This window comes from Streptococcus sp. HN38 (assembly GCF_028335765.1).
Taxonomy (GTDB): domain Bacteria; phylum Bacillota; class Bacilli; order Lactobacillales; family Streptococcaceae; genus Streptococcus; species Streptococcus suis_P.
Map to the genome: position 1 here is coordinate 938,963 of NZ_CP116604.1, position 23,909 is coordinate 962,871.

Here is a 23,909-nt window from a genome sequence, read left to right on the forward strand (position 1 = left end):
TTTTAACCCATAATCATAAACAAGTTGGTCTTGTGCCAACTTGTTTTTTAATGTATACTAGAGGAAAAATTCGGAGGTACATTAGATGATGATTAAACCACTGGAAACGAAAAGTGAAATGCTAGGTAAGGCCTATGTTCATTGGAAATCATGGCAGGAGGCCTATGCTGACTTGTTACCTCAGGAATTTTTAAAGAATACTTACACCTTAGAACGCTGTCAAGACTGGGCGGTTCGGTATCCTCAGAATATCTTGATAGCTGTGATGGATGATAAGGTGGTTGGCTTTGCCTGTTACGGCTCGTCTAGTCAGGAGGATTTGCAAGAGGCAGGGGAGCTCTACGCCCTCTATGTCTTGGCGGACTATTATAATCAGAAGATAGGCTACCAGCTCATGCAAGCAGCTTTGGAAAAATTGCAGAGCTACGAAACCGTTACTCTCTGGGTATTGGAGGGGAATGCGCGTGCCGTTGCTTTCTATGAAAAAGTGGGCTTCCGATTTGATGGTGTCAAAAAAACGGTTAATTTAGGTGCAGAACGTACAGAATATAGAATGATTTTTAAACAGAAAGAGAGAAAAAATGGCTAGAAAAGAAATGGTCACTTTGACCAACATGTGTCTAATCGAAGATAAGGAAGGGAAGGTCGTTGTACAGATTCGAGATCCCAAGCGTTATCGTTGGTCTGGTGTTGCTTTTCCAGGTGGGGATTGTGTCATAATAATGACAGGTGCTTAAAACGCTGTCAAATCAAGGATTTGAGTGTTCTACAATCTGTCATTAAGGAGGAAAAATTTATTTTTTATTTATAATATCATATCGCACAAGCGAGGACATTTTAATAAGTGTTCCCGCTTTTTTATTTTCAGGAGGAATTCATGCAAAAGAAGGAACAATCATCACGCCAAATCGTGATGTGTCATCTCGTGGCTATTTTAGGAGTTGATATTGAGAAAGCAACTCATCTGGTTGATGAATTGGAACAAGTAGGTTTAATCCGATTTGATGAATTCGGAAATGTTGGACTTTTAGTCTTGGAGGGATAATCATGAAACGTATTACCGCTAATCAATATCAGACATCAGAGCGTTATTATAAACTCCCAAAAGTCTTGTTTGAGAGTGAACGTTATAAGGATATGAAGCTGGAAGTTAAGGTAGCCTACGCGGTTTTAAAAGATAGGTTGGAGTTGTCTTTGAGTAAGGGCTGGATTGATGAGGATGGGGCTATTTATTTGATTTATTCCAATTCAAATCTGATGGCACTATTAGGCTGTTCAAAGTCAAAACTACTCTCTATCAAGAAAACCTTACGCGAATATGGCTTAATTGATGAAGTCCAACAGTCCTCTAGTGAAAAAGGTCGAATGGCAAATAAAATTTACTTGGGGGAATTAGAACATGAACCTACCCCTGTCTCAAATTCAGACGGGGGTGGTGTTAAAAAAACACTAGGGGGGTCTCAAAGAAAGACGGGGCCGGTCTTAAATTCAGCCCCTAGTGAGACTGAAGGAAGTGAGACTAAATATAGTGAAACTAAAGGGAGTGATTTCCTTATTGAGGACGAGGAGGAGAGGCAGCTAGTAGATGAGAAACAAGAAGAGAACTTTACTTCAAAAGTCGATGGCGTGACCAAGTACGATCGAGACTATATTTGGGGTTTGGTTCATGACCAGTTAAGACAGACAGGTCTATCTCAGTCGGCTAGTGACTATGCCATGATTTATTTTAGTGACCGTTATCAGTATGCTCTGGAACATATGCGATTTGCTCGGTCAGCGGAAGTAATAGCTGAATATGTATTTAATGGTGTGCTGTCAGAGTGGACCAAGCAACTGAGACGACAAGAAGTAAAGGGAGGTGATTAAGTTGATTTGGTGGATACTAGGCGGAATCTATCTGATTTCTATCATCATTTTGATTGTTGAAATCATCCGTGCACCAGAAATGGATGATCATATATAAGCAAGAGTTTTACAAGTGTAAGGCTCTTTTTTAGTTGGAAAGAGAGGAAAAATGAAATTTTTAGATTTATTTGCTGGGATAGGTGGTTTTAGGCTAGGGATGGAATCACAGGGGCATAAATGCCTGGGCTTTTGTGAAATTGATAAATTCGCCAGAACATCTTATAAAGCCATGTTTAACACAGAAGGGGAAATAGAATACCATGACATTAAAGAGGTCACAGACCATGACTTTAGACAATTTAGAGGGCAAGTGGACATCATCTGCGGGGGATTTCCTTGCCAAGCATTTTCACTCGCAGGCAGACGATTGGGATTTGAAGATACTCGAGGGACTCTCTTTTTTGAGATTGCTCGAGCGGCCAAACAAATCCAACCACGTTTTCTATTTTTGGAAAACGTCAAAGGCCTACTCAATCACGACGAGGGACGGACGTTCGCCACAATCCTCTCCACGTTGGATGAATTGGGGTATGATGTCGAATGGCAGGTGCTTAACAGTAAGGACTTCCAAGTCCCGCAAAACAGAGAGCGGGTCTTTATTATCGGACATTCTAGAAGATACCGTTCCAGATTCATATTTCCTCTCAGAAGAGAAAACAGCCCAGCTCATCTTGAAAGGCTAGGAAATATCAATCCCTCTAAACGTGGTTTGAATGGTGAAGTCTATCTGACGAATGGACTTGCTCCTACACTAACAAGAGGTAAAGGAGAGGGGGCAAAAATCGCCATTCCAGTTTTAACACCAGATAGACTAGAAAAACGCCAACATGGTCGTCGATTTAAGGACAATCAAGACCCTATGTTTACTTTGACCAGTCAAGACAGACACGGAGTTGTTGTCGCAGGAAATCTGCCGACTAGCTTTGACCAAACTGGAAGAGTATATGACATTTCTGGCTTGTCACCGACTTTGACCACCATGCAAGGTGGAGATAAGGTGCCAAAAATTTTGCTGAGGGAGGAGTTGCCATTTCTGAAAATCAAGGAAGCCACAAAAACAGGCTACGCAAAGGCAACTCTTGGAGACTCTGTCAATCTGGCTTATCCAGACTCAACCAAACGTAGGGGACGTGTGGGAAAGGGAATATCCAATACTCTGACGACTTCAGACAATATGGGAGTAGTGGTTGCTGCTCTGGAATATCGACAGGATAAGTGGTATGAAGTCACAGGCATTGTCTTAGAGGGGAAACTTTATCGCCTGAGAATAAGACGACTGACACCAAGAGAGTGTTTCAGACTTCAAGGCTTTCCTGACTGGGCTTATGAAAGAGCAGAGAGTGTTTCTAGTAAGAGCCAACTATACAAACAGGCCGGCAATAGCGTGACTGTCACAGTTATTGAAGCCATTGCCAGAGAATTTAGAAGAACGGAAGAGGATGAAAAACATGAACCTACTACATAAGAAAAGTATCCTAGATTGTACTGAATTAGAAGAACATATTCACCAAGTTGAAACCAATCAGTTATTACAAAAGATACTGTCTCTCCCCAATTTTGATTGTGACTTTGAGGTGACTTTTGAAGATGATTACCACAAAGAGATGAATGATCCCCTATTCTACGAATCCAATCTTCATCGGATTTCGGATTTTATGGAAACTAGGGATATTAAAAATGGTGTAGATACACTATTGACGAAAGACAATCACCTGGCCTTTCGTGCCTTTGGTGAAAATTATTCTGCTAGGGGAAAGGAAGGCATTTTAACGACTCTAGTGACGGTCAAGTGCTTTGGTGAAGGACGGATGCCCATTGATATGAGTCACTATTTCTCAACTCCTGAACCAACAGTTGAAAATAGCCTAACCTTATAAGGAGGAGCCTATGCTTGAGGTATATCTAGGAAATAACGCCAATACAAATCAAGATTTACTAACTATTTTGACGACCTATGGTGTGACTTATCGTTGTATAAATGCGTGTGATGTAAACCGTGAAATCTTACTGTCACTCTTTGCCAAAACCACGGATTGTTTTGAGTTGCTGTCGCCACGATTTCTACGCTTTAAGCGTCAATATTCGATAAGTTTGAATGAGATGATTCAGCTCATTCTCCAAAAGCCAGACCAAAACCTTCGTCTGCCTCTCATTGTTTGTCAGAATCATGTCTATCCAGCTATTGGGCTAGACGAAGTGCGAACCTTTCTTCCCAGACAGGTAAAAGAAGAGCTGTTTCAGGCCAGTCTGATGAAACAAGTGACAGGATAGGTGTGAAGATGAATGAGCGATTTTGGGACAATTTAGAGATCATTCTGGCGGAAAAAGAACTCACTTGGGCAGAACTAGCTCGAAAGGTATTCAAAGGTCAATATGTCTATCCCAGTGAGTTTAATCGCCTTTATCAAAAACTGCGACATTACAAATCCAATCGTCTGATGCCACAAACAAGATGGGTTGAGCGTATTGTTTTAGTCTTAGAAATTGATTATGAAGATTTATTTAAGAGGTGACAATGATAAGGATAGTGGTGTTTTATCTAGCTATACAGCTTAACGGTCTTCTGGTGAGTTTATACCTGAAAGAGTATCTGACAATAGAGGGTATAGTCTTGCTACAATTGGTCCTATTAAGTGTGACTTGCTTAGAGATTGCCCGTCATAAAACTGTTCAAGCAAAAAATATAACCTTGAGAAATCGCCTAAGATGGTTGCTTCTTGGCTTTGTGGCTATGGTTGCTTTTGCAGTCTTCATCAGCTTCCTATTTCCAGGTCAGACTAGGAATCAAGCGGTATTGGTACAAGTAGGAAAACAGGTTCCCCCTATTATCTTTTTATTGTTTCTGGTCAATGCAAGTATCCTTGAAGAGATTGTTTATAGGCAATTGCTGTGGGAAAAATTGACATTCCCTTTTGTACAAATAGGCGTGACCAGTTTTCTCTTTGTTCTATCCCATGGCCCCAATCAGTTAGGGAGTTGGCTCATGTATAGCTGTCTTGGCTTGACCTTGGCTGCTGTTCGATTGAAAGCTGATTGTATGACGGCAATCGCCTTACATTTACTTTGGAATAGTTTGGCTTATGTCGTAACTTTCTTGTGATACCAAAATCAAGAGTGCTTCCGTATTATGGAAGCACCTTATGTTTGATAGGGAATCGAAAAAAAGAGGAGGTCACCATGTCATCTGAACAACAAGAACGTCAAGCGATGCAATACGTGGAAAGAAGTAGTTTATTGACAGTTAGAACCCTCTTAAAGCTCTTAGAGTGGTCGGCTAGGCAAGCCTTGGCTCAAGATTCAGCTTATAAGATTGGGGTTCAAAAACTGGAAGAACTCCTTCAAAGCCCTTACGTCATTGAAGCGATTGATGTTAGTAAAGACATTCTAGATAAGCCAATCGATGTGGAGAAATTTAAGGAGTTGATGGAGTCAGAAAAACTGCCAATCGCAATTAGTTGGCAAAAAGACTATCTCTACTTTTATGCCAAGGATAAGACCTTGCTCGATCATCACTTGGATGAATTGTTGAAGAAACTGATGTCTAATCCAGAGAAGCTAGAAGGTTTAACCTTTGATAAAACCTTGGACCAAGAGATAGAACTGGCCAAAGAGAAAATTAGAGTGACAGAACCTTCGGCAGTCAAAACCAAGGAGGTGACCTTGTAATGTATTCAAGACGAAAAGCTTTAGTCTTTGGACTCTTGGGTCTCGCCTTTGGTTATTTCTGCCATCGTCTAACCCTGCTCTATGATAGTTTAACCAATGCCCCACCTATGGAACGTTTTGCCTACCTCTTAGGAGAGGGGCTAAATCAAGTCTTCAATCCTTTATGGCTATTTTCCTTTACTCAAAAATCTCTTCTTGCCTTTATCCTTGGGGTTCTAACGATGACATTAGTCTATCTTTATGTATCGACAGGACAAAAGGTGTATCGAGAAGGGGAAGAATACGGTTCTGCACGATTTGGAACCAGTAAGGAAAAGTGGAACTTTTACAGTAAGAATCCTTTAAATGACACGATTTTGGCTCGTGATGTTCGTCTAACCTTGTTGGAAAAGAAGAAACCCCAGTTTGACCGAAATAAAAATTTGATTGTCATTGGGGGTTCTGGGGCAGGTAAGACCTTTCGCTTTGTGAAACCCAACCTTATCCAACTTAATTGTTCCAATATTGTCGTAGATCCGAAAGACCATTTGGCTGAGAAGACAGGTAAACTCTTTTTAGAGAACGGTTATCAGGTCAAGGTTTTAGACTTGGTTAATATGACCAATTCGGACGGTTTTAATCCCTTTCGTTATGTAGAAACAGAGAATGATTTGAACCGCATGTTAACGGTCTATTTTAATAATACCAAAGGAAATGGTTCTCGCAGTGATCCATTTTGGGACGAGGCTTCCATGACATTGGTGAGAGCTATTGCCTCTTATTTGGTAGATTTTTACAATCCTCCAGGAAGTTCCAAGCAAGAGCAGGAAGCAAGACGTAAGCGTGGCCGTTATCCAGCCTTTTCTGAGATTGGGAAACTCATCAAACTCTTATCAAAGGGAGATAATCAGGACAAAAGTGTTCTTGAAGTCCTGTTTGAAGATTACGCTAAAAAATACGGTCACGAAAACTTTACCATGCGAAACTGGGCGGATTTCCAAAACTATAAGGATAAGACCTTGGATTCGGTGATTGCGGTCACAACAGCTAAATTTGCCTTCTTTAATATCCAATCGGTGATTGATTTGACGCAAAGAGACACTATGGATTTGAAAACGTGGGGCACTCAAAAGACCATGGTCTATCTTGTTATTCCAGACAATGATACGACCTTTCGTTTCCTATCTGCTTTATTTTTCTCTACGGTTTTCTCCACCTTGACCAGACAGGCTGATGTTGACTTTAAAGGGCAACTGCCTATTCATGTTAGAAGCTATCTGGATGAGTTTGCGAATGTCGGAGAAATCCCAGACTTCGCTGAACAAACCTCAACAGTTCGCTCTAGGAACATGAGTCTAGTTCCAATCTTGCAAAATATTGCTCAACTCCAAGGACTTTATAAGGAAAAAGAGGCTTGGAAAACTATACTGGGGAACTGTGACAGCCTCCTCTATTTGGGTGGAAATGACGAAGAAACTTTCAAATTTATGAGTGGTCTTCTAGGTAAACAAACCATTGATGTCAGAAGTACCAGTCGTTCTTTTGGGCAGACTGGCTCAAGTTCTACCTCTCACCAGAAAATTGCCCGTGACTTGATGACGGCTGATGAAGTAGGGAATATGAAACGAGATGAGTGCCTAGTACGCATTGCAGGGGTTCCTGTTTTTCGAACCAAGAAATATTTTCCGCTCAAACATAAGAATTGGAAATGGCTTGCGGATAAGGAAACCGATGAACGCTGGTGGCACTATTATATCAGTCCCCTAACCGCTGAGGAAGAAGTAGATTTATCAGGCCATAAAATAAGGGATTTAAGCACAGAAACGACACTACATTAATAGAAATGAGGAATTATATGAATCAAAAACTATCAGGCTTTGTTTACGGAGTGGACGCCAGCTCCATGTTCTCTCAAGCCATGTCTCTATTACAAAAAGGTTTGATTGCAGTAGGAGCCTTTCTTGTTGTCATGGGCATTATCAACCTTTCAACCAACATTAAAGATGGTGGGCCAGGTGTCCGAAATGCTATTCTAGAAATTGTTGGTGGGGTCATGGTGGGAGCCGCTGGTGCTTTTGTGACTCAGATTACCATTTAGGGGAGGACAGCACATGACATGATAATGAATTTTACGTCACCTTTTGTATTTCTAGCCTCTGAAAAAGTATCTAGTGATAGCCTTTTTGAAGGGTTTCAAGTGGATTTAGAATCAACCGCCAACTTGGTTAAGTCACTAGCGGACTTTAATCCGACGGTGTGGTCTTACATGACAGCCATTACCAAGGGGATTATGCAGCCCTTGGGAGTAGCTATTCTTGCGGTTGTTCTCGTACTCGAATTTTCAAAAATGGCCAAGAAAATTGCAAACTCAGGTGGTGCAATGACCTTTGAAGCCATGGCACCTATGATTGTCAGCTACATCATGGTCGCGGTCGTGATTACCAATACGACGGTTATTGTGGAAGCCATTATTGCCATTGCCTCTTATGTTATTGAACAAGTGGCAGGGCTTGTCACGAATGGTGGTGCTAATTATGATACCATCTCAGGCATTAAGGGATCTGGGATTGTAGGAAAAATGATTATTGGCTTTTTTGCGATTCTCATTTGGTTGGTACGAATGGCCAGCATCATGGTTGTCAATATCTTGATTACCATTCGCTTTATCCAACTCTATCTGATGATTCCTTTTGCTCCTGTTACCATTCCAACCTTTCTTAGTGATGACTGGAGAAGTGTTGGGATTGGTTACCTTAAAAACATCATGGTCTATGCCATTCAAGGTATTTTGATTTTTCTAATTGTATCTCTTGTTCCCTTGTTTGAATCGGCTGGAAAGATTGCCGTATCAAATGGAGCTGGAGTGATGGAATCACTCGCCATTATGTTTGGTGGCTTGGTACAGGCCATATTGTTAATCATTGCCTTAGTTGGCAGTCAACGAACCGCCCGAAGTATTTTGGGGATGTAGGAGGAAGGGAGTCACTATCTCGCTTCCTCTTTTTATAGCTTACTTAGATTGGAGAACATTTATGAACACTCGTGTCTTTAAGGATATCTCAAAGGTTCAACACAGGGCATGGCTAGGATTTACAACTAGACAGGTTATTTTTGTATTTCCAGCTGTCGCCCTAACCATTTTGGTATTGGGCTTGAACCTATTTTATTGGCAATTTGGGGATTGGTTTGTCTATGGTCTTATCTTTACCTTTACCATTCCCCTCATGTTATTTGGGGTCTATCGACCTAATGACTTACCTTTTGAAACATATCTTAATTATAGATGGCATTATGAAATGACCATACCAGACCGTACACTAACTGGACAGAAAGGAATACGCAATGAAAAAAACAAACCACTCATTGAAACCAAAGACCTCTTCTAAACACAAGAAGACACGTAAACCAAAAGAAGAAGTGCTGCCAACAACTGTTAATACGCTTCTTTACCAAGGCCTTTTTCCTAATGGTCTCATGCAAGTCACCCCAGATTATTTTTCCCAGTCCTATCTTTTAGGGGATGTCAATTACCAAACGGTGGGACTTGAAGATAAGGGAGCGATTATGGAAACCTATTCAGACTTGATTAACAGTTTGGATGACAAAACCAACTTTCAACTCACCATTTTTAACCAAAGGGTCAATTTGGATAAGTTTAGAAAAAGTGTCTTATATCCCTTACATGAGGATGGGTATGATACCTATCGTGAAGAACTCAATCGTATCATGGAAAATAACCTTGAAGCCGGTGAAAATAACTTTTCTTCTATTAAGCTCATTTCTTTTGGGAAAACTGAGCAGAATTCGAAATTGGCTTATCGTTCCCTTTCTCAAATTGGGGAATACTTCAAGAGTGGTTTTTCTGAAATAGATGCGAACTTTACTCTCCTCAGTGGAGAAAGCCGTGTGAACCACTTGGCTGATATGTTGCGAGGGGAAAATCATTTGTCCTTTACTTATCAAGACCTGGTGCGTTCAGGACAAACGACCAAGCACTTCATTGCCCCAACCAGTCTGTCCTTTAAGCACAAAAATCATATTGAAATGGATGATAAACTGCTTCAGATTGTCTATGTTCGTGACTATGGGATGGAGTTGGGGGATAAGTTCTTACGAGAACTCATGCAGTCGGATTTAGAAGTGATGATTAGTCTTCATGCTAAAGGATCAGCCAAGTCAGAAGCCGTGACCAAGCTCCGCACCAAGAAGACTTTGATGGAATCGCAAAAAATTGGGGAACAACAAAAGATGGCACGTTCTGGGGTGTATCTTGAAAAGGTTAGTCAAGTCTTAGAAAGTAATATTGATGAAGCCGATGAGTTGATTAAAACCATGACCCAAACAGGCGATAAGCTCTTTGATACCCTCTTTTTGATTGGGGTCTTTGCGGATAACGAAGACCAGTTGAAGCACTCGCTTAACATTATCAAACAAGTGGCAGGTTCTAATGACCTTGTGATTGATAATCTGACCTATATGCAGGAAGCTGCCTTTAATAGCTTATTGCCATTTGGCAAGAACTACCTTGAGGGTGTGTCACGGTCTCTTTTGACCTCAAACATTGCCGTGAACTCCCCATGGACATCTGTAGACCTACAAGATAAGGGAGGGAAATTTTATGGGATAAACCAGATTTCAAGTAATATCATCACCATTGACCGTGGGAAACTCAATACCCCATCAGGCTTGATTCTAGGAACATCAGGTGCTGGTAAGGGGATGGCGACCAAGCATGAAATCATCTCAACCAAGTTAAAAGAAGAAGAGAGTGATACCGAAATCATCATTGTAGACCCTGAAAATGAGGTGCGACAAGAAGTCGTGTTGTAAATTGCTAGTTTAGCTACTCTATCCATTTGGGGTAATCCTACCACAGCCTGCTTGACTGGTAACGGTTATGTTGGGAAGCCTGTGGGACAATATGGAAAGTCTGATAGCCTAAAATCGGATGGACTGTTAGGATAAGAATACTATGGTGAACAGACGTGAACCATCGCAAGAGTCGTTACAGGGACTAAGTGAAATAAGGCTGATACACTTACACCAAAAGGTACGGAGGAGGTCATTGGGGCTTTCATAACCTGATGACAAATGGACACATTCTTCCCGGCTCAAAGATGGCACCTAAGGTATTCACAATTATTTATAACACGGAACTTGGTAAGCCCTATGTATTCCTTTTAATCGATAGAAGGTATTGAACTCGTAAGAGGGATAGACGATACAGAGGGTAGAGGAAAGGATAAAAAGCGAATGCTCCAACTGTAATGGTAGGAGATAGGGGTTCAAACTTTGCCCTGACCTGAAAGGGTGCAAACTTATCCTATGGTATTTCATGACAAAAATGGAGGTAAACCTATGAATGATAAACATTCAACGACAGCACCAGCTGAGAAGTTATCACACAAGCAACTGCTTGCGAAACAATGGAAAAGCATTGATTGGAAGAGAGCAGAACAAGAAGTGAATAGGCTACAAATCAGGATTGTCAAGGCTACTCAAGCCAAACACACAAACACAGTGAAAAGACTTCAATATTTACTAACCCATTCGTTCTATGCCAAGGCACTTGCCGTTCGTCGAGTAACGACTAACAAAGGCAAGAAAACAGCTGGTATAGACGGTGAACTATGGACGACCCCTACTCAAAAGATGGAGGCTCTCCTATCTCTAACTGACAAAGGCTATAAAGCCAGTCCGTTAAGACGGGTTTACATCGACAAAAAGGGGAAAAAGAAGAAACGTCCATTAGGGATTCCGACTATGTACGACAGAGCTATGCAGGCACTCTATGCTTTAGCACTAGAGCCTGTCGCAGAGACAACCGCGGATACTAAATCATTCGGCTTCCGAAAAGGAAGAAGCTGTCAAGATGCTTGTGAATATATCTTCACAGCACTATCACGAAAAGCTTCTCCTCAGTGGATTTTAGAAGGCGACATCAAAGGCTGTTTTGACAACATCAGTCATGACTGGCTCTTAGAGAACATTCCGATGGATAAATCTATCTTAAAACAATTCCTTAAAGCAGGTTTTGTGTTCAAGGGTGAGTTATTCCCAACGGAAGAAGGCACGCCACAAGGCGGTATCATTTCGCCTATCCTTGCCAATATGGCACTCGATGGATTACAACAAGTCTTATCAGATAGATTTCATACCAATCGTTTAGGAAAAATCGACCTTCGATTCAAAAATAGCCATAAGGTCAATCTTGTCCGTTATGCGGATGATTTTATCGTCACAGCTGCGACACAAGAAATTGCATTAGAGGCTAAAGAATTGATTAGAGAGTTTCTGCTTGGACGAGGTTTAGAGCTGTCAGAGGAAAAGACATTGGTAACTCATATCAACGATGGTTTCGACCTACTTGGTTGGAATTTTCGGAAGTACAAGGGGAAATTGATTGTAAAACCATCTAAGAATTCTATTCAAACTGTTATTGGTAAATTCTCAGAAACCATCCTCAAGCGAGGAAAAGCATGGGAGCAAGAAGTCTTAATCATGAAACTAAATCAACAGATAAGAGGATGGACAAACTACCACCAATCCGTGTGTGCTAGTGAAGCCTTCTCCTATCTGGACTATCATTTATACGAATTATTGTGGCGATGGGCAAAACGTCGTCATCCAAAGAAAGGCCAGTGGTGGGTTTCGACCAAGTATTGGCATAGAAGAGGCAATCGAAGTTGGGTATTCGCTTCAGGCGATAAAGAACTCATTCGAGTTGACCATACTGCTATCGTCAGACACACAAAGGTCAGAGAAAACGCTAATCCTTACTTGGATACAGAATATTTTGCTCAACGAACCTTTAATCATGGTATGAAGCGTTTGACAGGTCGTTTTAAACTTGTTTGGAAGAAACAAAACGGACGCTGTCATCATTGTGGTCTCCCAATGGAACTTGGAGAAGATAGAGAAATTTTCTTTAAAGTTCCAAAATCAAAGGGAGGTGTGGAAGAAGTTGATAATATGGCTTATGTGCATAGCTACTGTCAGCGATTATTTATTGAGAGCCGCTCGAAAGAGTGATGAAATGCTTGAGCCGTATGAGGGGAAACTCTCACGTACGGTTCTTAGAGAGGAAGGTGGTAGTAATACCACTAACCTACTCGACTACAGTATTATCGGTCAAGCCTTTGGTGGGGAGAGTATTGATATTGCTCCAGATTCCACTACCTTCTTAAATGTCTTAGATCTATCTGATGAGAATATGGATGAGGATCCGGTTAAGGTTAAGTCCGAATTTCTCTTGTCTTGGATTGGGAAGCTCTTGGATCGCAAAATGGATGGTCGTGAGAAGTCCTTGATTGACCGTGTGACACGACTCACCTATAAGCATTTTGACACACCGTCCTTGGTCGAATGGGTCTTTGTCTTAGCTCAACAACCTGAACAGGAAGCTAAGGACTTGGCACTGGATATGGAACTCTATGTGGAAGGGTCGCTGGACATATTTTCACATCGGACCAATATTAAAACAGACAGTCATTTCCTGATTTACAATGTCAAAAAGTTAGGCGATGAATTAAAACAGATTGCCCTCATGGTTATCTTTGACCAGATTTGGAATCGTGTGGTGAAAAATCAAAAACTAGGGAAGAAGACCTGGATTTACTTTGATGAAATGCAGCTACTCTTATTGGACAAGTATGCCTCTGATTTCTTCTTTAAACTTTGGAGTCGTGTCCGTAAGTATGGGGCGATACCGACAGGCATTACTCAGAATGTAGAAACTCTTCTTTTGGATGCCAATGGTAGACGCATTATTGCCAATAGCGAGTTCATGATACTTTTAAAACAGGCTAAGAGTGATCGTGAAGAGTTGGTGCATATGCTTGGACTTTCCAAGGAACTGGAGAAATACTTGGTCAATCCTGAAAAAGGGGCAGGCTTAATTAAGGCTGGTTCCACCGTTGTCCCATTCAAGAATAAGATTCCACAACACACCAAGCTCTTTGACATCATGAGTACGGACCCTGAAAAAATGAGGACATGAGATGAAAGAGGATAAAAAGCTAGTCAAACAGGCTAGGAAAAACTTTCGAAGCAACTTAAAATCAGCCCGCATGCATTATCGGAAAGAAGTTAGAGACTTAAAACAGACTGTTCTTAAAAATGGCCTATTTCGAAAACCAGCCCAAAATTCTCTGTTTCAGGAAAAGAAAACAGAGTTAAAAGAAAATCTACTCAGTAGCCAAAAGGAAGCAGAAGAGAAGTTTCTAAAGGAAATTACCTATGTTTCTCCTAGACTGTTGAGGGTAAAGGAAATTAAGAACTATCGACTTCCTCAAGCTCAAGAACGTTTGCGGACGGCAAGAAAACATTTGTCAGAAGTGAAACTGAATGAAAAACAACAGGCAGTTAATCCCAAGTTTACTTTCCAAAAAGAAAATCCTTCCCTGAAGTCTCGCTTTCGGTTTCACCAAGAAAAATCATTTGATCGGCTAAGTGCAGAAAAAGACGTAAGTTCTGCCAAGCGTGAGGTTAAACAACTCAAGAAAGTCCAAAAGACTAAGAAAAACTCTACCAAATTCAAAGCTGGATTAGGCTTAGCTGCATCGGAATCCCTTGACCTGATAGCGCAGGAGGATGATTTAGATGGACTTAGAACCATGAAGGATACTAGTTTGAAAGCCAGACGCTATGGAAGGTTTACCTTTCAAGCAGGTAAGGTGGTAGTAAAAAGTGGACAGACTGGTGTGCGGTTTACCAAAACAAAATTTTCTCATGGAAAGGAACGATTCCAGAACTTCAAAAAGGGAAAAGGATTCACACGCCAGAAACCTCTTAAACCAAGAAGACGCTACCAAACCTTTTTAAAGCATGCCAGAAAACAAAGTGTCGCAGGTTTCAAAGGAATCGTCCAAGCCATTAAGGGAAGTATGACTTTCTTTTCTGTCCTTGCGGGAAATCCTTTGACTTGGATTGTCTCAGGCATTCTCTTGATACTCCTTTTGATGATGAGCTTTTTCATGAGTGTTTCAGGTAGCAGTGTCATTCAACAAGATGAAATAGAATTGAGTAAGAGTTATACCCACATGACGTTGGAAGATGCGGAACATACAAGAACCAACGAAAAGGGAATTACCTTTTACACTAAGATTGATGAGGTCATGGTTTACATGAATCATCAATACCAAGACTACAAGCTTGACGATTTCATGGAAGCAGGTGGTGTGACCTACAAAGCGTTTCTCAGTCAAGTATGGACAGACTTAAATGGTGGAGATTCTATTAAATCCATGTCTGACTTATATAAAGAACCTGCTTACAAGCTGTCTGATGAGGACCAGGAAGAGTTAAAGGAGTTGACAGAAGGAGGCAACTATCTAGCCCTTCAAGAATTGGACAATCCCTTTCAGGGACAGACTGACGAGGATAGCTTAAGCATGACCTACCGATATGGTTATGAGGTCATTGATGAGAAACCAACGCTTCATCATCATATCATCTTAGAAGCAAAAGAAGGTCAAGTCATTGTGGCTCCGATGGATGGCAAGGTATCTCTTGATGGAGAGAATGTTATTTTGACATCTGGTAAGGGAGTGAATAAGACTAAACTAACCTTGTTTGGCATTCATTCAGGCCGAGTGAGCGAACATCAACATGTCTTGGCAGGAGATATTATTGGTCAGACCAAAGACGGAACGGGTCTAAAAGTCACCTATCAAAAGGTTGATGATGATACGGATAAGTTGGTCTATGTCAATCCAGCTTTCTACTTTCCAAAAGTAATCCAGGTTCAGACCACCATTCTTCCAACTATCGGTCAGTTTGGCGGCGATGAGTTTGAGAGAGCCAAGGCAATTTATGACTATCTTAAAAGCAAAGGTGCGACCAATCAAGCTATCGCAGCCATTCTAGGAAATTGGTCGGTAGAATCCTCTATTAATCCCAAGCGTGCGGAGGGCGACTATCTATCTCCCCCTATTGGTGCGACAGACGGTTCGTGGGATGATGAGGGCTGGCTCTCACTTAATGGTCCAACTATATACAATGGACGTTACCCAAATATTCTCAAACGTGGTTTAGGCTTAGGCCAATGGACAGATACCGCGGATGGGTCACGCAGGCATACTTTATTGTTGGAATATGCCAAAGGAAAACATCAAAAATGGTATGACTTAGGCTTACAACTGGATTTCATGTTGTATGGGGATAGTCCTTATTACACCAACTGGTTAAAGGACTTCTTCAAAAATACAGGTAGTCCAGCTAGTCTTGCCCAACTCTTTCTCATTTACTGGGAAGGAAATAGTGGTGATAAGCTACTTGAACGTCAGACAAGAGCAAGTGAGTGGTATTACCAAATTGAAAAAGGCTTTAGTCAACCCAACGGTGGGACAGCACAAAGTGATCCTAAAGCACTTGAAGCTGTACGAGGAGACCTTTTTGAAAACTCTGTTCCAGGAGGTGGTGACGGTATGGGATATGCTTATGGCCAATGTACTTGGGGAGTTGCAGCCCGTATCAACCAACTGGGTCTAAAACTCAAAGGTAAAAACGGTGGGAAGATTCCAATTATCAGTACCATGGGCAATGGCCAAGATTGGGTACGAACAGCCGCAAGTCTCGGTGGGGAGACAGGGACAAGTCCACAAGCAGGAGCTATTCTTTCCTTTGCGGGAGGAGGACATGGCACACCAGCAGAATACGGACATGTGGCTTTCGTCGAAAAAGTTTACCCAGATGGCTCATTCCTTATCTCCGAAACCAATTACAATGGCAATCCCAACTACACCTTCCGTAAATTATCTGGAGTGGATAGTAGCTTGAGTTTTGCTTATACGACGAAATAATCTCCAGAAAGATAGTTGTCGTTTTGTCCCAAATATTGTATAATATTTGGGACAAGGTGGTGAGGAATTGATTAACATAAAGTCTAAAATAAATAGTAAGATTGATAATCTGCCAGACGGCGCAGTCTTTATTTCAAATGATTTTTTAGAGCTCGCTGATTATGAGACAATTAGAAAAAATTTGAATCGATTTGTTAACGATGGAACGATTCAACGTATTGTAAACGGTGTGTATTACAAACCAAGGTTTATTGAGTTGATTGGGGAATTTGAGTCTCCTTCAATAAATGAAGTGGCTATTGCCATTGCTAGAAAATATAATTGGACAATTGCACCTTCAGGGAACACAGCTCTAAATTTATTAGGGTTGTCAACACAAGTTCCAGCTCAATGGACATATATTTCTGATGGACGGTATGTAAATTTTTTAATTGGAAATACGAAGCTAGTATTCAAGCGAACAACAAACAGTACCATTTCAAATATGTCACAATTAACTGCACTAGTTATTCAAGCCATCAAAGCTATTGGAAAAGATAATATTTCAGAAGAACAGATTCTTTATCTTAAGAAAAGGTTAACTAAAAGTGATAAAGAGAAACTTCTTGAGGAAGGCAAGACTACCAGTGCATGGATTTATAAAATCTTGAAAAAAATAGGAGAATCCTAAAGATGCTAGAATTTAAAAAAATTTCCAAAGACGACCTTCAAGCCATTATTAGAAATGCTGCGGAGAGACTTGGTATCAATGAAGTGATCGTTGAAAAAGATTATTGGGTTTGTTTCGTACTCAACTATCTCTTTACAAAGAGTGAATGGAAGGATGCTTTTACATTTAAAGGGGGTACAAGTCTTTCTAAGTGCTATGATTTAATTAAGCGATTCTCAGAAGATATTGATTTAATCTTGGATTGGCAGGTTATTGGATATGGTAAAGACGAACCGTGGCAATCCCGTTCAAATACGCAACAGGACAAGTTCAATAAGGAATCAAATTTAAAAGCAGAAGACTTTCTTGTGAATACGTTAATTCCACAGATGAGGTTAGATTTTGCGAAACTGATTGAAGATGATTTTCAAATTAGTATAGATGTAAATGACCCACAAACAGTACTTTTTGAATATCCGACAAGTTTCCAATCAGAGTATGTGAAGCAAGTCATTCGCTTAGAAATTGGTGCTTTAGCTGCCTGGACACCCTCTGAAATGGTAGAGATTACTCCTGATTTATACAAGGTTTACCCTATGCTATTTGTGGGAGATAGTATTTCAGTTAGGACTGTTTTACCTGAGAGAACCTTTTGGGAAAAAGCTACAATTTTACATCATGAGGCAAATAGACCAGCAGATAGTAAAATCCCTATACGCTATGCACGGCATTATTATGATATTTACTGTCTTGCCCATTCGATTTATAAGAATAGAGCCTTTATGAATCAAGAGTTATTGGAGAAAGTTGTTTCATTTAAGGAAAAATTTTATCCTCGAAAATGGGCAAAATATGAAGACGCAACTATTGAAAGAATCAGATTACTTCCAGATGATTACAGATTGAATGAAATTGAATCAGATTACAACCAGATGAAAGAAATGTTTTATGGGTCTGTGCCATCATTTGAAGAGTTGTTAACAACTATCGCTAATTTAGAAAAAGAAATCCATAAACTTTAGACATCAATTATTTTAGTCACCCACTTTTATGGGTGGCTTTTTTCTTTTCCCTCAATTTATTGTGATAACAAAATCAAGCCTTCTTTTTTATGATGGTATTGAACTTGGGCTACGAGCTGTACAAAAAAGAGAGTTTCTCCTAGAACGGAAAGTTCTTCGTCAAAACTCCTATTTTTGTCGTGCTCGTTTAACGCCCTCGTATCTAATAAAGAGTGACAGTTTGTTGCTACATAAAAAAGAAAAGAAGGACTATTTATGACCAAAACATGTAATCATCACTTTCTTGTCAATCAGGAAAAAGGCGAGAAACACGTCTTTCGCAAGAGTAAAAAATATCGTACTTTATGTTCCGTTGCCCTTGGAACTATGGTGACGGCTGTTGTTGCTTGGGGAGGAACGGTTGCATCTGCTGATGAAGTTACAACTTCAGTTGACACCACCATTCAAAGAACGGAGAATCCAGCCACGAATTTACCAGAAGCACAGCCAACCCCTGTTTCTGAACAAACTGAAAGTTTAGGGTCAACTGGACAATCTAACGGTGCAATTGCAGTCACCGTACCACATGATACGGTAAAACAAGCAGTTGAAGAGGCAAAGGTTGAAGGTGTTTCTACGGTTGAAGATAGTCCAATGGACTTGGGAAATACAACTTCTGCGGCAGAAACCAACCAACAAATTTCAAAAGCTGAAGCAGATGCCCAAAACCAAGTTGAGGCTATCAATGAAGTTACTGAAACCTACAAAGCTGACAAAGCGACATACGAATCGAATAAAGCACGCATTGAACAGGAAAATAAGGTGCTGTCACAGGCCTACGAAGAGGCCAACCAAACTGGTAAAGAGACAAATGCTTGGGTTGATACCAAAGTCAATGACCTAAAAACTCGGTATGTAGATGCTGATGTGACAGTAAAAGAACAAGTAGTTTCATCAGGAAATGGGACATCTGTATTAGACTATACAAACTATGGCAAGGCTGTTGAAACCATTCAATCTACTAACGAACAAGCTGTAGCGGATTATCTAACAAAGAAAACTAAGGCAGATGATATTGTTGCGAAAAATCAGGCCATTCAAAAAGAAAATGAAGCTGGACTTGCTAAGGCAAAGGCAGATAATGAAGCCATTGAAAGGCGTAATCAGGCTGGTCAAGCAGCTGTTGATGCTGAAAACCGTACAGGTCAAGCCGCAGTAGATCAAGCGAATCAGGAGAAACAACAATTAGTTTCAGATCGTGCAGCCGAGATTGAAGCTATTACAAAACGTAATAAAGAAAAAGAAGCCGCAGCCAGAAAAGAGAATGAAGCGATTGATGCCTATAATACCAAAGAATTGGAACGCTATCAACGTGACTTAGCCGAGATTTCAAAAGGTGAAGAAGGTTATATTTCTGAAGCCCTTGCTCAAGCCCTCAATCTCAATAACGGTGAGCCACAAGCACAACATGGAGCCATTACCCGAAATCCTACTCAAATCATTTCAACTGGCGATGCCATGCTGGGTGGCTACTCAAGAATATTGGATTCAACAGGATTCTTTGTCTATGATAGCTTCAAAACAGGTGAGACCCTTAGTTTTAACTATCAAAATCTTCAACATGCACGATTTGATGGGAAAAAGATTAGTCGTGTGACTTACGATATTACCAACCTTGTATCACCTGCTGGAACCGATGCCGTGAAATTGGTTGTACCAAATGATCCTACCGAGGGCTTTATTGCCTATCGAAATGACGGAAATGGTGACTGGCGAACAGACAAGATGGAGTTTCGTGTAGTTGCAAAGTATTTCTTGGAAGATGGTTCACAAGTTACCTTCTCCAAAGAAAAGCCAGGAGTCTTCACGCATTCTTCCCTCAATCATAATGACATTGGTCTAGAATATGTCAAAGATACTTCTGGGAAATTTGTGCCGATTAATGGTTCAACCGTTCAAGTGACTAATGAAGGTCTGGCCCGTTCGTTGGGTTCCAACCGTGCAAGTGATTTGAATTTGCCTGAGGAATGGGATACCACATCAAGTCGTTATGCTTATAAAGGAGCTATTGTCTCAACGGTCACATCAGGCAATACCTATACAGTCACCTTTGGGCAAGGCGATATGCCACAGAATGTTGGCTTGTCATACTGGTTCGCCTTAAATACCCTACCAGTTGCACGTACAGTAACACCGTATAGTCCCAAACCTCATGTAACGGTGGATCTTGACCCCGTTCCAGAACCTATTACGGTAACACCAGATGTCTTTACTCCTAAAACATTTACACCAGAAAAGCCTGTAACCTTCACGCCAAAGCCTTTGGATGAAGTAGTGCAGCCTAGTCTGACCTTGACGAAAGTAACCTTACCTGTCAAACCTATTCCAAAAGAACTTCCAACGCCACCACAAGTACCAACTGTCCATTATCATGCGTACCGTTTGACGACAACTCCAGAGATTATGAAAGAAGTGGTCAATAGTGACCAAGCTAATCTTCATGAGAAAACTGTCGCAAAAGATTCAACGGTGATTTATCCCTTAACAGTTGATGCCTTATCGCCCAATCGTGCTCAAACGACTAGTCTCATTTTTGAGGACTACTTGCCTGCTGGTTACCTATTTGATAAGGAAACAACTCAAAAAGAGAATGGAAACTATGTCCTTAGCTTTGATGAGACTAAGAATTTTGTGACTTTGACCGCAAAGGAAAACTTGTTGCAGGAGGTAAATAAAGATTTAACCAAGGTTTATCAACTGACTGCTCCAAAACTCTATGGTTCTGTTCAAAATGATGGGGCAACCTATTCCAATAGTTACAAACTCCTTTTGAACAAGGGTACAACCAATGCTTACACAGTCACTTCAAATGTTGTAACGGTTCGTACACCAGGTGATGGGGAGACAACCACACTCATTACACCAGATAAAAACAATGAAAATGCGGATGGTGTCCTCATAAATGATACGGTCGTAGCCCTTGGCACAACCAACCACTATCGTTTGACTTGGGATTTGGACCAGTATAAGGGAGATCGTTCTGCTAAAGAGACAATTGCACGAGGCTTCTTCTTTGTGGACGATTACCCAGAGGAAGTGCTTGATGTGGTGGAAAATGGCACGGCTATAACAACCCTTGATGGTCAGAAGGTATCAGGAATAACGGTTAAAAACTATGCTTCACTAAATGAAGCCCCTAAAGACCTTCAAGATAAATTAGCTCGTGCTAAGATTACACCGACAGGTGCCTTTCAAGTCTTTTTGCCGGATGACAACCAAGCCTTTTATGACCAGTATGTTCAAACAGGAACTTCTTTAGCTCTTTTGACCAAAATGACGGTGAAAGATAGTCTCTATGGTCAAACTAAGATCTATACAAACAAGGCTTATCAAGTTGATTTTGGAAATGGCTATGAAACCAAGGAAGTGACCAACACCCTTGTTTCTCCAGAACCCAAGAAACAGAACCTCAATAAAGACAAAGTGGACATCAATGGGAAGCCCATGTTAGTGGGAAGTCAAAATCACTATACTCTCTCATGGGACTTGGACCAATACCGAGGGATTAAAGCAGACAACTCTCAGATTGCACAAGGTTTTTACTTTGTGGATGATTATCCAGAAGAAGCTTTATTGCCGGATGAAGCAGCTATTCAGTTTGTCACATCTGATGGCAAAACAGTTTCAGGAATCACGGTGAAGTCTTATTCTCAATTAACTGAAGCTCCTAAAACGCTACAAGCAGCCCTTTCGAAACAAAAAATTCAGCCTAAAGGAGCTTTTCAAGTTTTCATGCCTGAGGACCCACAAGTCTTTTTTGAATCTTATGTGACCAAGGGGGAGAATATTACCATTGTCACTCCGATGATGGTTTTGGAAACCATGCTTAATTCAGGGAAGTCTTATGAAAACGTGGCTTATCAGGTGGACTTTGGGCAAGCCTATGAAACCAACACGGTGACCAATTTTGTCCCTAAAGTAACTCCACATAAGTCTAATACCAATCAAGAAGGTATTTCAATTGATGGAAAGACTGTTCTTCCGAATACGGTCAATTATTACAAAATTGTCTTGGATTACAATCAATACAAGGACATGGTCGTGACGGATGATGTTCTTGCCAAGGGATTTTACATGGTAGACGATTACCCAGAAGAAGCCCTTACCCTAAATCCTGATGGCATTCAAGTTTTGGATAAGGATGGCAATCGTGTATCTGGTATCTCTGTCAGCACCTACGCTAGTTTGTCAGAAGCTCCGAAAGTCGTCCAAGATGCCATGGCTAAACGTCAGTTTACACCTAAAGGAGCCATTCAGGTCCTTAGTAGCGATGATCCCAAAACCTTTTATGAGACCTATGTGAAGACTGGTCAAACCTTAGTTGTCACGCTTCCGATGACTGTTAAAAATGAGTTGACCAAAACAGGTGGTCAGTATGAAAATACAGCCTATCAGATTGATTTTGGCTTGGCCTATGTCACGGAAACAGTGGTCAATAATGTTCCCAAACTAGACCCACAAAAAGATGTGGTGATTGACTTGTCTCATAAAGATGAGAGCCTTGACGGGAAAGAAGTGGCCTTGCATCAAACCTTTAACTATCGCTTGGTTGGAGCATTGATTCCAAGCAATCGTGCGACTGATTTATTTGAATATGGCTTTGAAGATAACTATGATGAAAAGCATGATGAGTATAATGGTGTTTATCGCAGCTATCTGATGACGGATGTCATCCTCAAAGACGGTTCTGTCTTAAAAGAGGGGACAGAAGTCACGAAATATACCTTGCAACAGGTGGATACAGAAAATGGCCTAGTGTCAATTTCATTTGATAAATCCTTCTTAGAGACTATCTCTGATGATTCAGCCTTTCAGGCAGATGTTTACCTTCAAATGAAACGGATTGCGACTGGTCAGGTAGAAAATACCTATCTCCATACAGTGAATGGCTATGTCATTAGCTCAAATACAGTTGTAACACATACACCTCAACCTGAAGAACCAAGTCCAAATCAACCCACACCACCTCAACCACCAATTGAGACTATAGAACCACCTGTTCCAGCTAGCGTTTTGCCAAATACAGGGGAACAGGAATCCCTTTTGGGCTTGATTGGAGCCGGTATTCTGCTTGGTACAGCTTATGGACTAAAGAAAAAGGAGGAGAAGTAGATGAATCCAAAAACTATTTATGAAAAGGATTCAGACCAAGATGGTTTGACAGATGCTCAGGAACTGGCTTTGGGAACCAATCCGCAGTCTGTTGATACAGATGGTGATGGTCAAGCTGATTTAGAAGAGCTACAATCTGGACATTCACCACTAGTCCCACAAAAGGAGTTGTGTGATGACTTGGAACTTTGACACCATGAAAGAGGCTTTATCTGAAATGGAGAAGTCCGATTACCAAGAGTTTATCAAAGCCTTTCTCTCTTTGGAATTAAGTATTTCTGATAGAACAATCCTCAATCAGGTTTATCAAGATTATATGGACGAAGATGACCTGTCCTTGATTAGTGATGAGCTACGAGTTAAAGTGGATAGTTATCAGGATGAAGTACAGGCAGATATGACTGACATTCTGGAAAAGTTGTACCGAACAGGGGAAGGCTCTAGTTTTATTATGGATTTAATGTCCTCAAATAGTCTCTCAGACACCTTGGAACAGTATGAGGTTTTGGATAGTGACGATTATTCACCACTTAGCCTTGAAATCTTACAGGCCATAATTCAACAGGAATTGGCTATTTCCAGTCAGGATTATTTTGGAGACTTGGTTCACCTTGCCTTGCAAAAAGATTTACTAGACCAGAAAAGTCGTTTCTTACAACACTATGTGGCAACTGTAATGGAAGGTATTCCACAAGAAAGAGACCAACGAGCCTTGGTCCTGGATTAACGCAAAGG

Annotated in this window: 21 protein-coding genes and 2 pseudogenes; all 23 read left to right on the top strand. The window is 40.9% G+C overall.

Going from position 1 to position 23,909, the window contains the following annotated elements:
- The first annotated feature begins 85 nt into the window (after positions 1-85).
- The 23 genes and pseudogenes from PHA78_RS04625 to PHA78_RS04735 all read left to right on the top strand — a co-directional run bounded on the left by PHA78_RS04625 (position 86) and on the right by PHA78_RS04735 (position 23,901).
- Positions 86-589 (top strand): GNAT family N-acetyltransferase, encoded by a 504-nt coding sequence (locus PHA78_RS04625; RefSeq protein ID WP_024376217.1) that lies wholly within the window; start codon positions 86-88, stop codon positions 587-589.
- Positions 582-737, top strand: coding sequence for a DNA mismatch repair protein MutT (locus PHA78_RS04630; protein WP_024381332.1), 156 nt, complete (start codon positions 582-584; stop codon positions 735-737). Before PHA78_RS04625 ends, PHA78_RS04630 begins: the two co-directional genes overlap by 8 nt.
- Before the next feature lie 140 nt (positions 738-877).
- Complete coding sequence (locus PHA78_RS04635) at positions 878-1,045, top strand: hypothetical protein (protein WP_032497901.1); 168 nt, start codon at positions 878-880, stop codon at positions 1,043-1,045.
- Positions 1,046-1,047: 2 nt separating this feature from the next.
- Positions 1,048-1,866: a replication initiator protein A gene (locus PHA78_RS04640; RefSeq protein WP_272158500.1), complete on the top strand. Its 819-nt coding sequence runs from the start codon at positions 1,048-1,050 to the stop codon at positions 1,864-1,866.
- A gap of 148 nt (positions 1,867-2,014) precedes the next feature.
- A complete protein-coding gene (gene dcm, locus PHA78_RS04645; RefSeq protein ID WP_024377753.1) occupies positions 2,015-3,370 on the top strand; it encodes a DNA (cytosine-5-)-methyltransferase in 1,356 nt (451 codons plus the stop codon).
- Complete coding sequence (locus PHA78_RS04650; RefSeq protein WP_024377752.1) at positions 3,354-3,782, top strand: hypothetical protein; 429 nt, start codon at positions 3,354-3,356, stop codon at positions 3,780-3,782. Before dcm ends, PHA78_RS04650 begins: the two co-directional genes overlap by 17 nt.
- Positions 3,783-3,792: 10 nt before the next feature.
- Positions 3,793-4,176 carry an arsenate reductase gene (locus PHA78_RS04655; protein WP_024377751.1) on the top strand — a complete coding sequence of 128 codons (384 nt, stop codon included), beginning with the start codon at positions 3,793-3,795 and terminating at the stop codon, positions 4,174-4,176.
- Positions 4,177-4,184: 8 nt separating this feature from the next.
- Positions 4,185-4,418, top strand: a complete 234-nt coding sequence (locus PHA78_RS04660; RefSeq protein WP_002943384.1) for a hypothetical protein — start codon at positions 4,185-4,187, stop codon at positions 4,416-4,418.
- A 2-nt stretch (positions 4,419-4,420) separates the two neighbouring features.
- Positions 4,421-5,005: a CPBP family intramembrane glutamic endopeptidase gene (locus PHA78_RS04665; RefSeq protein WP_000619439.1), complete on the top strand. Its 585-nt coding sequence runs from the start codon at positions 4,421-4,423 to the stop codon at positions 5,003-5,005.
- A 77-nt stretch (positions 5,006-5,082) separates the two neighbouring features.
- Complete coding sequence (locus PHA78_RS04670) at positions 5,083-5,571, top strand: hypothetical protein (protein WP_000093698.1); 489 nt, start codon at positions 5,083-5,085, stop codon at positions 5,569-5,571.
- Positions 5,571-7,388, top strand: a complete 1,818-nt coding sequence (locus PHA78_RS04675; RefSeq protein ID WP_272158501.1) for a VirD4-like conjugal transfer protein, CD1115 family — start codon at positions 5,571-5,573, stop codon at positions 7,386-7,388. Before PHA78_RS04670 ends, PHA78_RS04675 begins: the two co-directional genes overlap by 1 nt.
- Positions 7,389-7,405: 17 nt before the next feature.
- Positions 7,406-7,648, top strand: coding sequence for a hypothetical protein (locus tag PHA78_RS04680; RefSeq protein ID WP_001072171.1), 243 nt, complete (start codon positions 7,406-7,408; stop codon positions 7,646-7,648).
- 18 nt (positions 7,649-7,666) lie between these two features.
- Positions 7,667-8,521 (top strand): conjugal transfer protein TrbL, encoded by an 855-nt coding sequence (locus PHA78_RS04685; protein ID WP_024376819.1) that lies wholly within the window; start codon positions 7,667-7,669, stop codon positions 8,519-8,521.
- 61 nt (positions 8,522-8,582) lie between these two features.
- A complete protein-coding gene (locus PHA78_RS04690) occupies positions 8,583-8,936 on the top strand; it encodes a PrgI family protein (RefSeq protein WP_024377749.1) in 354 nt (117 codons plus the stop codon).
- Positions 8,893-10,356, top strand: a pseudogene (locus tag PHA78_RS04695) (VirB4-like conjugal transfer ATPase, CD1110 family); the annotation flags it as partial. The gene PHA78_RS04690 and the pseudogene PHA78_RS04695, both read left to right, overlap by 44 nt.
- A 552-nt stretch (positions 10,357-10,908) precedes the next feature.
- Positions 10,909-12,582: a group II intron reverse transcriptase/maturase gene (ltrA, locus tag PHA78_RS04700; protein ID WP_105150498.1), complete on the top strand. Its 1,674-nt coding sequence runs from the start codon at positions 10,909-10,911 to the stop codon at positions 12,580-12,582.
- Between the two features lie 85 nt (positions 12,583-12,667).
- A pseudogene (locus PHA78_RS04705) lies at positions 12,668-13,549 on the top strand (VirB4-like conjugal transfer ATPase, CD1110 family); the annotation flags it as partial.
- Between the two features lies 1 nt (position 13,550).
- Positions 13,551-16,352: a phage tail tip lysozyme gene (locus PHA78_RS04710; RefSeq protein ID WP_272158502.1), complete on the top strand. Its 2,802-nt coding sequence runs from the start codon at positions 13,551-13,553 to the stop codon at positions 16,350-16,352.
- 67 nt (positions 16,353-16,419) lie between these two features.
- Positions 16,420-17,022 carry a DUF6088 family protein gene (locus tag PHA78_RS04715; protein ID WP_024376813.1) on the top strand — a complete coding sequence of 201 codons (603 nt, stop codon included), beginning with the start codon at positions 16,420-16,422 and terminating at the stop codon, positions 17,020-17,022.
- Between the two features lie 2 nt (positions 17,023-17,024).
- Positions 17,025-18,023, top strand: coding sequence for a nucleotidyl transferase AbiEii/AbiGii toxin family protein (locus tag PHA78_RS04720; protein WP_024376812.1), 999 nt, complete (start codon positions 17,025-17,027; stop codon positions 18,021-18,023).
- 255 nt (positions 18,024-18,278) lie between these two features.
- Entirely contained in the window at positions 18,279-23,174 is a 4,896-nt protein-coding gene (locus tag PHA78_RS04725; RefSeq protein ID WP_272158503.1) for an SspB-related isopeptide-forming adhesin, read from the top strand.
- The gene (locus PHA78_RS04730) at positions 23,175-23,366 is read left to right on the top strand and encodes a hypothetical protein (RefSeq protein WP_001068447.1); all 192 of its coding nucleotides are present in this window, start codon (positions 23,175-23,177) and stop codon (positions 23,364-23,366) included. It begins immediately after the preceding gene.
- On the top strand, positions 23,350-23,901 hold the full coding sequence (locus tag PHA78_RS04735; protein WP_272158504.1) for a hypothetical protein: 552 nt from the start codon (positions 23,350-23,352) through the stop codon (positions 23,899-23,901). Before PHA78_RS04730 ends, PHA78_RS04735 begins: the two co-directional genes overlap by 17 nt.
- Positions 23,902-23,909: the final 8 nt, after the last annotated feature.